The 13,666-nt window shown below is 63.3% G+C and carries 12 protein-coding genes; all 12 read right to left on the bottom strand.

Translation table 11 applies throughout. From position 1 onward, the window contains the following. Positions 1–4: 4 nt before the first annotated feature. The gene (locus ACNAOU_RS11275; protein WP_422756952.1) at positions 5–2,023 is read right to left on the bottom strand and encodes a helix-turn-helix transcriptional regulator; all 2,019 of its coding nucleotides are present in this window, start codon (positions 2,021–2,023) and stop codon (positions 5–7) included. 95 nt (positions 2,024–2,118) lie between these two features. Continuing rightward, on the bottom strand, positions 2,119–2,514 hold the full coding sequence (locus ACNAOU_RS11270; protein WP_017200957.1) for an FKBP-type peptidyl-prolyl cis-trans isomerase: 396 nt from the start codon (positions 2,512–2,514) through the stop codon (positions 2,119–2,121). Positions 2,515–2,588: 74 nt separating this feature from the next. Next, entirely contained in the window at positions 2,589–3,512 is a 924-nt protein-coding gene (locus ACNAOU_RS11265; RefSeq protein ID WP_055975826.1) for an FKBP-type peptidyl-prolyl cis-trans isomerase, read from the bottom strand. A 129-nt stretch (positions 3,513–3,641) separates the two neighbouring features. After that, positions 3,642–5,006, bottom strand: a complete 1,365-nt coding sequence (gene pafA, locus ACNAOU_RS11260; RefSeq protein WP_018777649.1) for a Pup--protein ligase — start codon at positions 5,004–5,006, stop codon at positions 3,642–3,644. Between the two features lies 1 nt (position 5,007). After that, positions 5,008–5,715, bottom strand: a complete 708-nt coding sequence (gene prcA / locus ACNAOU_RS11255; RefSeq protein ID WP_018777648.1) for a proteasome subunit alpha — start codon at positions 5,713–5,715, stop codon at positions 5,008–5,010. Between the two features lies 1 nt (position 5,716). Then, positions 5,717–6,526 carry a proteasome subunit beta gene (gene prcB, locus ACNAOU_RS11250; protein WP_018777647.1) on the bottom strand — a complete coding sequence of 270 codons (810 nt, stop codon included), beginning with the start codon at positions 6,524–6,526 and terminating at the stop codon, positions 5,717–5,719. Between the two features lie 78 nt (positions 6,527–6,604). Next, positions 6,605–6,808 carry a ubiquitin-like protein Pup gene (locus ACNAOU_RS11245; RefSeq protein WP_018777646.1) on the bottom strand — a complete coding sequence of 68 codons (204 nt, stop codon included), beginning with the start codon at positions 6,806–6,808 and terminating at the stop codon, positions 6,605–6,607. A gap of 120 nt (positions 6,809–6,928) precedes the next feature. After that, entirely contained in the window at positions 6,929–8,548 is a 1,620-nt protein-coding gene (gene dop, locus ACNAOU_RS11240) for a depupylase/deamidase Dop (protein WP_422756949.1), read from the bottom strand. Between the two features lie 50 nt (positions 8,549–8,598). Then, entirely contained in the window at positions 8,599–10,407 is a 1,809-nt protein-coding gene (gene arc / locus ACNAOU_RS11235) for a proteasome ATPase (protein ID WP_018777644.1), read from the bottom strand. A 96-nt stretch (positions 10,408–10,503) separates the two neighbouring features. Further along, the gene (locus ACNAOU_RS11230) at positions 10,504–11,568 is read right to left on the bottom strand and encodes a tRNA (adenine-N1)-methyltransferase (RefSeq protein WP_026267150.1); all 1,065 of its coding nucleotides are present in this window, start codon (positions 11,566–11,568) and stop codon (positions 10,504–10,506) included. 113 nt (positions 11,569–11,681) lie between these two features. Further along, complete coding sequence (locus tag ACNAOU_RS11225; protein WP_018777642.1) at positions 11,682–12,845, bottom strand: site-2 protease family protein; 1,164 nt, start codon at positions 12,843–12,845, stop codon at positions 11,682–11,684. Next, entirely contained in the window at positions 12,846–13,658 is an 813-nt protein-coding gene (locus ACNAOU_RS11220; RefSeq protein ID WP_110504656.1) for an HAD family hydrolase, read from the bottom strand. Between the last annotated feature and the right edge of the window lie 8 nt (positions 13,659–13,666).

Below are 13,666 nucleotides of genomic sequence, written 5' to 3'. Positions count from 1 at the left end.
TAGTCTAGCCAGCCTGGGCGTCGGAAGCAGAGTCGTACTGCGCCAGGGCAGCCCCCACCCAGGCGAGGGCCTTGTCTTGCAGGGCCTTTGGCTGGAGGATCCGTACCGTTCCACCATGCTGTGCCACGAACATGGGCAACCACCCTGCGTCACCGAACCGCACCTCGGCGAGCAGGCCGCCGTCGGGCAGTTGGGCGGTGCGTTCCGCATAGTAGTCATCGGCAAGCCCGGCACCCTGGCGGGTCAGCTGGAGCACCACCTGGAGGTCGTCGTCGCTGGGGGTAAACAGCCGCGCGGGGAAGTCCTGGCCGGTCGGTGCGGGGCCCGCCACGGCCCGGCCATTCGGTTCCAGCGACTCCACCCTGTCCAACCTGAAATTCCTGATTCCGGCCTTGCTGTGGCAGTAGGCCTCGAAATACCAGGTGTTGTCCATCGAATAGAGCCGCAAAGGGTCGACGTCCCGCTCGGTTACCTCATCACGCTGCAGCGACAAATACCGCAGACGCAGCTGTTGCCCGTCCCTGATCGCCTGCGTGATGGTGGCAAAGGCCTCGGACTGTTCCGGTGCCACCGACTGGCCGGCCACTGAACCGGCCAAGCGGCCGGCCTGCCCTGCAGCGCCGGTCAGCTTGATGGTGACAGATTCCAGTGCACTGCCGGCTTCGTCGCCGGCCACGCCAGCCAGTACTGGCAGATCCCCCAGCATGGCCAGGCCGGTCAGCAACGCGGCGGCCTCGTCCTCACTGAAACGGACCGGCCTGTTCAGGTCCAGATGCTCCGAGATATACACATGATCGTTTTCCCACTGTATGTCCAGCAGATCATCCGGGTAACCTTCGGGAAGGCCCGAACAGATGAGGATTTTGAGGTCATCGATCAGGTCCTTGCGGGAGACGCCGAAACGGTCAGCGACCTCCTGGATATGCAGGCCCTGGTGATGGACCAGGAACGGCACCAACTGCAGCATCCTTGCCAACTGGTCTTCCGAAGTGCGCTTCCGGGCGCGCGGTGCGCGTCCCGCTTCGGGGAACCCCACCTCCACTGCCGGTGCGGCGCCAAAGTCCTCTGCAGCCTTCAGGCGTCGGACGACGGCGGTGCGCAAGTCGGCCGGTTCTGCCACCTTCACCTGCGGGCCGTAGGACGCCAGCTCCTCGGCGAGTTGTTCGGGATCCCTGAAATCAACCTGGATCCGGTCACGGACTCCTCCGTCAGCGGACTGTCCGGTGGCGATTGCCCTCTTGCGCAGCGCCAGCAAGCGGTCTTTGTCCACATCCAGGATGGCCTTTTGAAGTGGCAGCTCGTTGAGCGCAGCGAGCTCAGCCTTGGCGTTGAAGCCTGCCGGAGGTTCAAAACTGCTGCCCGCCACCAAGGTCAGTGCGGTGGTCATCCGCGAGAGCCGGAAGATTCTCTTGGCGCCTCTCCCCCTGTCGAAGCCCACCAGGTACCACTGGCCGAAGCGGCTGCCGAGTCCCCATGGCTCCACCTCGCGGGTTTCCTCGCGGCCGGTGCTGATGGCGAGGTAGCCGAAACGGACGGGGTGCCTGCCATGCATGGCGGCAACGACGTCGTCGAAAGCCTGTCCGGCTGGTTTGATCCGCGGCTGAACCCCCGCAGGAAGTTCGACGTCGGTGAATCCGCCGGCGGCCTGCAACTTACGGACGGCATTGGCGGCAGCATTTCCCAGGGCAGCGCGCTCCCACAGTTGGGCAGCCAGAAGGAGGACCGTGCACTCTGCCGGAGTCAGCTTCACTTCCGGCAGCCTGTTGGAGTCCTTACCGATCCTGTAGCGCGCTGAGGCAGGGTCATCGGCGCCGAAGCTGCTGGGGTCCATCAATGTCTCCACCTCGAAGCCGAACTGCTTGAGGTCGGCCTTGTCACGCTCAAACATGCGCCCAAAGGAGACATCGTTTCCGGCGGTATCGTGGTAGACCTTTTCGCGCAGCACGGAGCGTGAGAGCCCCACCTTGGTGTTGAGCAAAGCAAGGAGAAGGTTCAGGAGTCGTTCAGTGCGGGATGCGGACACGGTTGCTACGTTACTAAAGTCCAGCGGGAAAACAGCAAGGCGCGTCACCTGCCGGTTGAACCGGGAGATGACGCGCCCTGCAGAACAGCTGGTTCCTAGCGGACAGCTACGAGGTCAACCACGAAGATCAGTGCTTCGTTCGGCTTGATGGCTCCACCGGCGCCGCGGGAGCCGTAGGCCAGCTCCGAGGGGATTTCCAGGCGACGGCGGCCGCCAACCTTCATGCCCAGGAGGCCCTGGTCCCAGCCCTGGATGACCTGGCCGACTCCGACGCGGAAGTCAAGGGGAGCCCCACGGCCCCAGGAAGCGTCGAACTCTTCGCCGGTGGACCAGGCAACGCCAACATAGTGGGTGGACACGGTGTCCCCGGCCTTGGCCTCAGGACCCGTGCCCTCGATGAGGTCCGTGATGACGAGGTCCGTGGGGACGTCGCCTTCGGGGAAATCGATCTCCGGCTTGGTGCGGTCGAAGTCACGCTGACCAAATGACATGGGTACTCCTTGGTGTCAGTGATGAATTGGTGTCAGGAACCAGCCTAAGCCAGTGCCTGCATTTTCCGCTGGGGTTACTTAACGCCCAGGATGTCCACGACGAAGACGAGGTCGCCCTTGGCTTCGCCCTGGCCGGCTGCGCCGTAGGCGAGGTCCTGCGGAATCACCAAGAGCACGCGGGAGCCGACAGTCTTGCCCTCCAGCCCCTGGGTCCAGCCCTTGATTACGCCGGTGAGCGGGAAACTGGTGGACTTTCCGCGGTCGTAACTGGAATCGAACTTGGTACCACCCACGAGGTTCACGCCTACGTAGTTCACGGTCAAGGTGTCGGTTGCCTTGACGACTGCACCCTTGCCCTTGATGAGATCCTGGGCAATAAGTTCCTTGGGCGCAGCAACACCGTCAACGGAGATCTGCGGGATTCCCTTGTCGTCTTCCTTCACCGTCGGCAGACCGGCGGGAGGAGTGACAGTATCGCCTTCGGGCTTGTCCAGCACGGGGGCCGGATCCTTGGCCGAGAGCAGCTTGAAGACGACCAGCTGCGTAGAGGCGGCCGGTGAAGCCGAGGCGTTGCCGGGAGCTGCGAAGGCAATCTGTGAGCCGATCTTGGCTCCAACGATTGCGTTGTAGATCTGCTGGTTGCCGGACTTCAGTTCGTCCGTCAAGTCGATCGGCTGAGGCCCGTTGGTGTAGGCGTCTTCCACCGTCTTGCCGTCGTTGCCGTCGACGGCCACGTAGACAAGCTCAGCCGTCTGGCCGGCCTTTACGCGCTCTCCGTCACCTTCGACAACCACCTTGACGGTGGGCTCGGTGACGCTCAGCGGCTTCGAGAACTCAACGCCGGGGGCCTTGTCGTTACCGTTATCCGTCACTTTCACGGAGTCGAGCTTGGAGAGGTCACCGGCGGACTGGCTGGTGGGCTCGGCGGCCGGGTTGCTTCCGCCGCACGCGGTAATGAGCAGCAGGGCAGGAAGGAGAATTGCTAGGAGTCGGCGCACAAAAAAGACACTTTCGTCGGGGCAAGGGACACTCGGAACAGCGCAAGGCGCCTCCAAGCAGGTTGTCTCCTGGAAAGAGACCACTATCCAGAATAGCCCGGAAAGCTGGGAGCCAGCTTATAGGGACGTTCAGCCCATGGAGTCCAGGAGGGCATCCACCCGCTCATCTTCGCTCCGGAAGGGATCCTTGCAGAGGATGGTCTGGTGTGCGCGGTCGTTGAGCTTCAGGTGGACCCAGTCGACGGTGTAGTCACGGCCGAGCTCTTGTGCCCGACGGACAAAATCCCCGCGCAACTTTGCACGGGTGGTCTGCGGTGGTGCGTCCACGGCGTCCTTGACGTCGGTCTCCGTGACCAGCCTGCGCGCAGCTCCCCTGGACTGGAGCAGGAAGAACAGTCCCCGCTGCCTTGAGATGTCATGGTAGGTCAGGTCCAATTGCGCGATCCGCGGCGAATCCAGGCTGAGTCCATGCCGCCGCATATAGCTGTCCATGAGCTTCTTCTTGATGGCCCAGTCAACCTCGGTGTCGATGGTGCTGGTGTCACCGGACTCGATGGCGTCCAGCGTTCGCTTCCACAAGTCAAGGATGAGCGGAACATGCTGATTGTGGGCGCCGTTGGCCGCCACGAATTCCGTGACTTTGGTCAGGTACTCGCGCTGGATATCAAGGGCCGTGAGTTGCCTGCCGTTGGCGAGCCGGACGAGCGCCCGGCCTGTGAGGTCATGGGAGATCTCGCGGATGCTGCGGATGGGGTTTTCCATGCGCATGTCCCGCATGATGACACCGGACTCGATCATGCGGAGGATCAGGTCGACGGTGCCGACCTTGAGCAGAGCCGAGGTTTCGGACATGTTTGAGTCCCCCACGATCACGTGAAGGCGGCGGTAGAACTCGGCATCCGCATGGGGCTCGTCGCGCGTGTTGATGATGGGACGTGATCGGGTGGTTGCCGATGACACGCCTTCCCAGATGTGGTCGGCGCGTTGGGAGAAGGCAAAGGTGGCTCCGTGCGGAGTCTTCAGGACCTTGCCCGCCCCTGCGATCAACTGACGTGTGACCAGGAACGGAATCAGGATCTCCGCCAATCGGGAGAATTCCCCGCGGCGCGGAATCAGGTAGTTCTCATGGCTGCCGTAGGAGTTGCCGGCCGAATCCGTATTGTTCTTGAAGAGATAGACGGTTCCGTTGAATCCCTCTGCGGCGAGCCTTGTCTGGGCTTCGTCCACGAGGTCGTCGAGAATGAGCTCGCCCGCCCGGTCGTGCGCGATGAGCTGGGCAAGGTCATCGCACTCGGCTGTGGCATATTCCGGGTGCGAGCCTACGTCCAGGTATAGCCGCGAGCCGTTGGTCAGGAAGACGTTCGAAGACCTTCCCCAGCTGACGACCTTCCTGAAGAGGTACCGGGCCACTTCCTCAGGCGCCAGCGGGCGTGAATCCGGGCTGGAATAGGAAATCCCGAACTCTGTTTCGATGCCGAATATTCGTTTGTCCATCTCAGGCCTCCTCGTTGAGCAACCGGGTCATGTCCTCGGGCAGCAGGCGCCGGAACGCCCTGCGTGATCCGCGGTGGCTCTCCGACGCGCGGTAGAGGACTGCCGCCTCGACGGCGGTGGCCGGAAGGGCTTCCACTTCCTTGTCGACTGCCAGCGCGCGCAGGGCCAGACGCATGGCGCCGGCCAAACTGAGCTCGGACTCCCAAGCCCCGCGGACGACGTCGGAAATTTGATCTGCCAGGCCGCCCATGACCACGAAACCGTTCTCATCGGCGATGGAACCGTCGAAGGTCAGCCGGTAGAGGTGGTCCTGCTCCTGTGCCGCACCGACCTCCGCCACCGCCAATTCCACCTCGAAAGGCTTTTGTTCTGCAGTGAACACAGCTCCCAGGCTTTGTGCGTACACGCTGGCCAGCCCGCGGGCCGTGACGTCTTCGCGGTCGTAGGAGTAACCGCGGACGTCGGCATAGCGGACCCCGGCTTGCCGCAGGCTCTCGAACTCGTTGTACTTGCCCACCGCTGCGAAGGCAATTTTGTCGTAGATCTCCCCGATCTTATGCAGGGATGGTGACGGGTTCTCCGCGATCAGGGCGATGCCGTCGGCGCAGCTGATGACCACTACGGATCGGCCACGGGCGATGCCCTTCCGGGCGAAGTCCGCGCGGTCCTTCATCAGTTGTTCCGGAGAAACATAGAACTGCTGCGTCATGTCAGGCCTCCCGTCCGGCGATGGCGCGCGATTCAACGATTGCTCCGGCGATTGCTGCGAGGTCGCGCTCCGGGACCCTTCGGTTACCGGCTCTGTTCACGGTATAGACCACCGGCCAAAGTTGGCGGACAGGGTCCGGACCGCCGGTCGCGGAATCGTCGTCCGCGGCGTCGTACAGGGCTTCGACTGCAACAGCGACCGCGTCTTCCTCGGAGAGGTTGGGCTTCCACAGCTTCTTCAGGGCGCCCCTGGCAAACACCGATCCTGAGCCTACTGAGTGGTGTTCCTGTTCTTCATAGCGGCCGCCCGTGACGTCGTAGGAGAACAGGCGGCCAATACCGCTGACGTGGTCGAATCCGGCGAACAGCGGGATAACGGCCATCCCCTGCATCGCCATCGGGAGATTTCCGCGGATCATGGCGCCCAGGCGGTTGGCCTTGCCCACCAGGCTCAGGAGCGTTCCCTCTATTTTTTCGTAATGCTCCAGCTCCACCTGGAACAGCCTGGTGATGTCGATGGCCAGGCCGGCCGTGCCAGCGATGCCCAGCACCGAATATTCATCGGCCGGAAACACTTTCTCTATGTGCCGGCTGGCGATGACATTGCCCATCGTGGCGCGGCGATCGCCCGCCATCAGCACGCCGCCCGCATACGTCAGTGCGACGATCGTGGTGGCGTGCGGCGATGACGGCACGGTGCCGGCGGGAAGCGCCTGGCTGAAGGGAAGGAGTTCAGGACGAGAGCGTTGGAGATGCTCGGTAAATGAAGACGTTGCCTGGGTGGCCAGGGGGCCGTTTGATGGGTCCTGCATTGCTGCACTCCTTCGACTCTGCGTTCCGGTGCCCGGCGGCCTCACGCCGTCCGGGTTGTGAATCCTTGTACGGGCCGGTTACTGGCCGCCCTTTTGGACGAAAGCCCTGACGAATTCTTCGGCATTGGATTCCAGCACGCCGTCGATTTCGTCGAGGAGATCATCCACGCCCTGTGTTGCCTCGGATGCCTGGGCTTCGGGCGCTGCAGGCGGAGCCTCCGGGACGTCCACTTCTGCTTCGGTTTCCCGTGACTGTGGTTGTTGCTGTTCCTGAGCTGCCATTTTCTTTCTCCCTACTGTCAGTCCCCTGAAATTGGGGACTTCCTACTGCCATATTGCCACGCTGCAGGCCGCTTCGTACGGCTTTGGACAAGTACGAATGTTGCTGTGCCGGACACGTTCTCAGGCCCTTGCCGCCGGCGGATTCTGGCCCAGCAATTCGGCCAGGAACGCACCGGCATCCTGGTGGCGGTCGAACAATGCGCCGGTCAGGGCCTGCGTCCCCCGCAAGGGCTCGCGGGTTGGTACCCGTTGGAGCTTTCCCAGCCCGGGAACGTCGAAAATGACCGAGTCCCAGCTGGCGCCGACAACGTCCCGGCCGAACCTCGAAACGCACCGGCCGCGGAAATATGCGCGGGTGTCCGACGGCGGCTCCGTCACCGCCCGGGCGATGTCGGCGTCGTCCACCACGCGCGTCATGCGGTTGTTGGACAGCAGCCGGTAGTACAGCCCTTTCTCGGGCCGGATATCGGACCACTGCAGGTCCACCAGGCCAAGCCTGGCATCGTCCCAGCCCAGTCCGTCCCTGTTCCGGTACCCTTCCAGGATCGATTTCTTGGCCACCCACTCCACGGAAGACGCCGCAGATCCGACATCGGATCCCAGAGCAGTCAAAGTGGATTCCCAGCGCAGGAGGACGTCGTGGGTGTGGCCGTCTCCGGTCACCGAATCAGCCACGCCCGTTTCCTGGGCAAGTTTTGCCGCGGCCTCGTAGTACATCCATTGAAGGTCCAGGGCCGTCACCCTGCGTCCATCCAGCAGCCGGACTGTAGCAGCAAGCGTTGTGTCATGGCTGACGGCCTGAAGCGCCTGGACCGGCTCGTGGACCTCGATTTTGGGCGCCTGACCGGCTTCGATGAGGCTCAGGACCATGGCTGTGGTCCCGAACTTGAGGTAGTTGGAGGCCTGGCTGAGGTTCGCGTCCCCGATGATGACGTGCAAGCGGCGATACTTGTCCGCCGTGGCGTGCGGTTCGTCCCGGGTGTTGATGATGGGACGGCGGATCGTGGTCTCCAGCCCCACCTCCGCTTCGAAGAAATCGGCCCGTTGGCTGATCTGGTAACCGGGGGTGGAACTGTCCTGCCCCAAGCCAACGCGACCAGCACCGCAGATCACCTGCCGGGACACGAAGAACGGCGTCAGGCCCCGGATGATGTCACCGAATGGAACCGAACGTGGCATGAGGTAGTTCTCGTGTGAGCCATAGGAGACCGACTTGTTGTCGGTGTTGTTCTTGTAGAGGTTTATGGCAGGCAGGCTGGTATCAGCAGCAACCTTCCGGACTGTGGCAAGCGCTACGACGTCGCCGGCTGCATCCCAGGTCACGGCATCCCTGGGGTTGGTGACCTCCGGGCTGGAATACTCCGGGTGCGCATGGTCCACGTAGAGACGCGCACCGTTGCCCAGGACCATGTTCATCAGCAGCGAACCGGATTCATCCGCGCCATCCAGTTCCAGTTCCTGCCGGCCGTACGCCAAGGCGACGGCTTCGGCGTCGAGAACCGGTGGCTGGTCGGTGAGCTGGCTGGGGTCGGCAGCCGCGCGGTCCACGGTCCAGCCCCGGGCGTCGTGCAGCGGCTCTTCGTCGGTGTAGTCCCAACGCGTCTCCGCTCCTCCTGCCGCCCGTTGCCGGGTCACAGTGGCGTAGGCCTGGATGATCCTGGCGGACATCATGGTGGCGTTCGCGCCGGGTGCCGACGGCGCGTGGACACCGTATTCCGTTTCCGAGCCCATGACACGCATTGCACCGCCTGCAGGCAAGCTTCCGGCCTGTGTACCTTCGGGTCTTGCTGTCACAGGTACTGGCCCGTGTTGGCTGTGGTTTCGATGGACTTGCCCGGTTCCTGACCGGCCTTGCCCTGGACGATGGTACGGATGTAAGTGATCCGTTCACCCTTCTTGCCCGAAATCCGTGCCCAGTCATCCGGGTTCGTGGTGTTCGGCATGTCCTCGTGCTCGCGGAACTCATCCACCACCGCGCGCAGCAGGTGCTCGATCCGAAGACCCTTCTGGTTGTTGGTCAGAAGGTCCTTAATGGCGTACTTCTTGGCTCTGTCCACCACGTTCTGGACGACGGCGCCCGAATTGAAGTCCTTGAAGTAGAGCATCTCGGTGTCACCGTTGGCGTACGTGACCTCGAGGTATTCATTGGACTTCTCGGTGGAATACATGGCTTCCACGGTGCGCTGGACCATGGCATCCACTGTGGCCTGGACGTCTCCCCCGTACTCGGCGAGGTCCTGGGCATGGAACGGCAGGTCCGTGGTGATGTACTTGCCGAAAATGTCCGCCGCTGCTTCGGCATCAGGCCGCTGGATCTTTACTTTTACGTCCAGCCGTCCCGGACGGAGGATGGCGGGATCGATCATGTCCTCGCGGTTGGAGGCGCCAATGACGATCACGTTGTCCAAACGCTCCACGCCGTCGATTTCGCTGAGCAGCTGCGGCACGATGGTGGTTTCGACGTCGGATGAGACCCCGGTGCCGCGGGTGCGGAAGAGGGAGTCCATCTCATCGAAGAAAACTACGACGGGGCTGCCGTCCGAGGCCTTTTCGCGGGCCCGCGCAAAAATCAGGCGGATGTGGCGCTCAGTCTCGCCCACGTACTTGTCCAGGAGCTCGGGGCCCTTGATGTTCAGGAAGTAGCTCTTGAGGTCGGTGTTGCCGGCGCGTTCTGCCGCGCGGGCCGCAAGGGAGTTTGCCACCGCTTTGGCGATGAGGGTCTTGCCGCAACCCGGAGGGCCATAGAGCAGGATTCCCTTGGGGGCCTTCAGGCCATGTTCGCGGTAAAGGTCCGGATGCAGGAACGGCAGTTCGACGGCGTCGCGGATCTGTTCGATCTGGGGACCAAGTCCGCCGATGTCCTGGTAGGTGATGTCCGGGACTTCCTCCAGGACCAGGTTCTCCACTTCGGCGCGCGGGACCTTCTCCAAGGCGTAACCCGTCCGCGAGTCCAGTGACAAGGCGTCGCCGACCTTCAAGTGAAGTTCCTGGAGGGCACCGGAGAGCCGGACCACCCGTTCTTCGTCGGCGCGGCCGACCACCAAGGCGCGGTCCTTGCCCAGCATTTCCTTCAGGGTGACCAGCTCGCCGGCCCGCTCGTATCCGAGCCCTGCCACGATAAGGAGCGCCTCATTGAGCAGGACTTCCTGGCCGACAGCCAGCTGGTTGAGGTTCACCAGCGGGCTGACGCCCACCCGCATCTTTCGGCCCGCATTGAAGATGTCCACTGACTCTTCGGTGGCCGCCTGCCCGGAGTTACCGGGGGCCGGCTGCTTCCGGGGGTTGATCTGGAGCACCGTGCCGAAGCTGTAGGGCGGCTGTCCTTCTTGCTCCAGTGCCCCTTTGAGACGAAGTATTTCGGCCTTGGCCGTTTCCAGCATGCTGACAAGCTTGCTGTTGTTCTGCGTGGCGGCAGCCAGCTGGCGGTCAATGTGGCGGAGTTTGTCCCGAAGGATGTTGATCTGCCGTTCGGCAACAGTCAGGTCCGTCGAAGGTTCCTGCGGTTGAACCGGGGCGGGACCCCGGTCCGCCCTCTCCTCTGCCGCTGTGTTTGCATCCTCCGGCGTCGGCCGTCCAAGGTCGTTGTTTGGCGTATCCACGATTCATCAGCCCCTTCCTGCGCTTAACAAGACCTTAGTCCCGAAAAGCGCAGGGTGCTGGGTGACATCCGGAATACGGACCCTATTGTGACCTTTTCAGTTTGTGACCGTGGGGTCGTCCTGGACGTTGGTCCCGGCGATGGCGTCACGGGCGGCCCGGCGGAGCTTTTTGTCCGATACGGAGCGTTCCCCGACTGCGCCGGGGGTCCAGGCGTTGAGGTCCTCTTCGCTGAATTCGGTCTTGGAAGGACGACGCTTCACGGAAATCCCGGTTACGCCATCAGCCAGCCGGCGGGTGACGAGCAGGAAGCCGGTGTGGGCCACCATGCGGTGGTCGGGACGGACGGCCAGGCCTTCGAGGTGCCAGCCGCGGACCATGGACTCCCAGGCGTCAGGCTCGGTAAAGCGTCCATCAGCGCGGATGGCCTCAGCTGTGCGCGACAACTGGGTGACAGTGGCTACGTAATTGATCCAGACGCCGCCAGGGGCCAGGACCGTTGCCACCGCGTCCAAGCACTCCCACGGGGCAAGCATGTCCAGGACGACCCGGTCCACGGACCCGGGTGCTTCGGCCTTGACGACTTCCTCCTGGAAGTCACCGAGGGAAATCTGCCAGGCAGGGTGGGGGCCGCCGAAGATTGTCTCGACGTTACCCCTGGCAATGTCCGCGAATTCTTCGCGGCGTTCGAAGGAGTGCAGGTAGCCACCATCGCCAACTGCACGGAGCAGGGAAATGGACAGCGCGCCGGATCCAACGCCTGCTTCCACAACCCGTGCGCCGGGAAAGATATCGGCCATGGTGACAATCTGGCCGGCGTCTTTGGGGTAGACAACTGCGGCCCCACGCGGCATGGACAAGACGAAGTCGGACAACAGCGGGCGCAGAGTCTGGTACTGCTGGCCGACGTTGTTGCTGACCACGGAACCGTCCACTTTGCCTATGATTTCATCGTGGTTCAGGAAACCGCGGTGGGTGTGGAACGCCCCGCCGACTTCCAGGGTGATGGTGTTCATGCGGCCGCGTTCGTCAGTGAGCTGGACCCGCTCGCCCACGCGGAACGGCCCGCGACGCCGCGCAGCGCCCGTCGGCTGCGGGGCGGAGCCTGTGGCTGCCTCGTCAGGGCCTGCGCTGGCCTCGGGGGCGGCGGTTTCGCTGCTCATGTGGTTTTCCTCGCTCTTGTACGGCTGGGCCGCGACGTGTTGCTGGCTGGTGGCGCCAGGCACAATGGGTTCTTTGCTTTGACGACCGGCATGTAACTCTACCGGGCGCATGGTCAGGGGCGACCGCTCCTGCGGGCTTCCTTACCTGTTATGGCTGTCACTACGGCCTCCTGGCGGAGAAGGCCGGTGACGATTCCGTTATGGTCCACCACAGCGTATTCGCCGCCCTCCAGACGAGCCAAGTACTGGATCAGTTCCTGCCCCTTTGACCATTCCGGGACGTAAGCCCCTGCTGCCAGGGCGTGGGCAACCGCGGTGACGGGCGTCGTCGTCGTGGCTTCCGGCGGGACGCTGGCGGTGGCACCGCTGTCCACCACTCCTTGCGGCCTGCCATCGGGGCCGCAGATCACGACGGCGGGACTCCCCGCGGGTGCGATGGCCAGGACATCAGCCACGGTGGCCGTGTTCGGCACGCCGACAGCGGGCTCTGCCAGACCGGCGGCACTGACCAGATACAGCCTGCTGCGCAGCTTCGCGTGATGGATGGAGCTCGAAGCGCTCATCCAGAGGAAACCGCAGACGAGGACAGTAATAACCGTGTACATCAGGTTGGGCAGCTGCCCTTGCAGGAAGGGCACAACGATGAACCAGATGACCAGGGCAACCACGATGATCCGACCCGACCAGCCGGCTGCAATGGTTCCCTTGTCCTGGCTGCCGGTGGCCTTCCATACAGCGGATTCCACCAGCCGGCCGCCGTCCAGCGGCATACCGGGCAGGACGTTGAAGATACCGATCACCAGGTTTGCCAGTCGCAGGATGTCCGCGAGCATGGCGGGTACGCCGGTCAGGGTGTCCGTTGACAGAATCGCCCACATCACTCCGGCGATGACGAAGTTTGAAGCCGGTCCCGCCAGGGCAACGGTGACGGAGCGGCCCGGGGAAGCCGTGAAGTTCTCGAACTGCGTGTGCCCGCCCCAGAGATTGAGGACGATTTTCTCGCTGGGCCACCCGAACGCCCGGGCGCTCAGCGCGTGTGCCAGTTCGTGGATCAGCACCGACACGGCAAGCAGCAAGGCGATGGCCAGCCCAACCAGGTATCCCCAGTTGCCAATGCCCGGGAACAAGTCGATGACAACCGGGCCGTAGAAGACAACGGTGATGGCGGCGATAACGAACCACGAATATGCCAGGTACACAGGAACGCCGGCGATCCTGCCCAGTGGGATGCCTTCCCGCTTTGTCACAACATGGTGCGGAGTGGTGGGACTGCTCACCTAGTTGGCCCCTTCAACGAGGTTGACTGACGGGAAGCGGTCGAAAACCAGCTGCTCGACGTCCGAGGTGGTCCGGCCCGCGAGAGTGGGCCACGTGATCATGCGGGGGTCCTCCGGCAGGGGTACCTGATGCGGAATTCCCACCGTTATGACGCCTGAAGCGATGGCGGCAGTAGCGCCGGGTACGGAATCTTCCAAGGCCACGCAATGGTGGATGGTCAGGGAGGGGTCGTCCAGCCTAAGGCGTTCGACCGCCGTCAGGTAGGCCTCCGGGTGCGGCTTGCCGTTGGTGACGGTGTCGCCTGTGACCATGAACTCGAAGTAGGGCTTGGGTAGGCTCTCCACCACCACGCCGGCGAGGGGGCCTTCCGACATGGTCACCAGCGCGCAACGGATGCCCGCGGTGTGAAGCTCATCCAGCAGTTCACGCGCGCCTGGCCGCCACGGGACTTCCCGGCGAACCTCGGCGATGACTTGCGCGCTGAGGGTGTCCACGATTTCACGGGCCTCAAGCCCGACACCGGCGGCCTGCAGAACGGCAGCCGAATGAAGCAGGGACTGTCCCACCAGCTGCATGGCCTGCTGGTGCGACCAAGTGCCGCCATACGACTCCACCAAGGCTCGTTCGGCAGCGATCCAATAGGGTTCGGTATCCACGAGTGTGCCATCCATATCCCAGAGCACGGCTTTGAGGAGGGGCTGGCTGGGTAACGAATGCATGGTTTCCAGTCTACGTGGAACCTGGTGGTCGACAGTCCTGGCGTTGTGCTGTGGGCGAATATGGGACACGCGTTGACACGAAATGCCATGCATCCATCAGG

This window comes from Paenarthrobacter sp. C1 (genome assembly GCF_049315185.1).
Taxonomy (GTDB): domain Bacteria; phylum Actinomycetota; class Actinomycetes; order Actinomycetales; family Micrococcaceae; genus Arthrobacter; species Arthrobacter nicotinovorans.
This window is presented reverse-complemented; position numbering and strand designations above follow the sequence as displayed.

What these genes read in the sequence shown, in the direction of transcription:
- ACNAOU_RS11270 (WP_017200957.1), bottom strand. Translation starts at nt 2,514, where the DNA reads ATGTCATTTGGTCAGCGTGACTTCGACCGCACCAAGCCGGAGATCGAT.
- pafA (WP_018777649.1), bottom strand. Translation starts at nt 5,006, where the DNA reads ATGGACAAACGAATATTCGGCATCGAAACAGAGTTCGGGATTTCCTAT.
- prcA (WP_018777648.1), bottom strand. Translation starts at nt 5,715, where the DNA reads ATGACGCAGCAGTTCTATGTTTCTCCGGAACAACTGATGAAGGACCGC.
- prcB (WP_018777647.1), bottom strand. Translation starts at nt 6,526, where the DNA reads ATGCAGGACCCATCAAACGGCCCCCTGGCCACCCAGGCAACGTCTTCA.
- ACNAOU_RS11245 (WP_018777646.1), bottom strand. Translation starts at nt 6,808, where the DNA reads ATGGCAGCTCAGGAACAGCAACAACCACAGTCACGGGAAACCGAAGCA.
- dop (WP_422756949.1), bottom strand. Translation starts at nt 8,548, where the DNA reads ATGCGTGTCATGGGCTCGGAAACGGAATACGGTGTCCACGCGCCGTCG.
- ACNAOU_RS11230 (WP_026267150.1), bottom strand. Translation starts at nt 11,568, where the DNA reads ATGAGCAGCGAAACCGCCGCCCCCGAGGCCAGCGCAGGCCCTGACGAG.
- ACNAOU_RS11220 (WP_110504656.1), bottom strand. Translation starts at nt 13,658, where the DNA reads ATGCATGGCATTTCGTGTCAACGCGTGTCCCATATTCGCCCACAGCAC.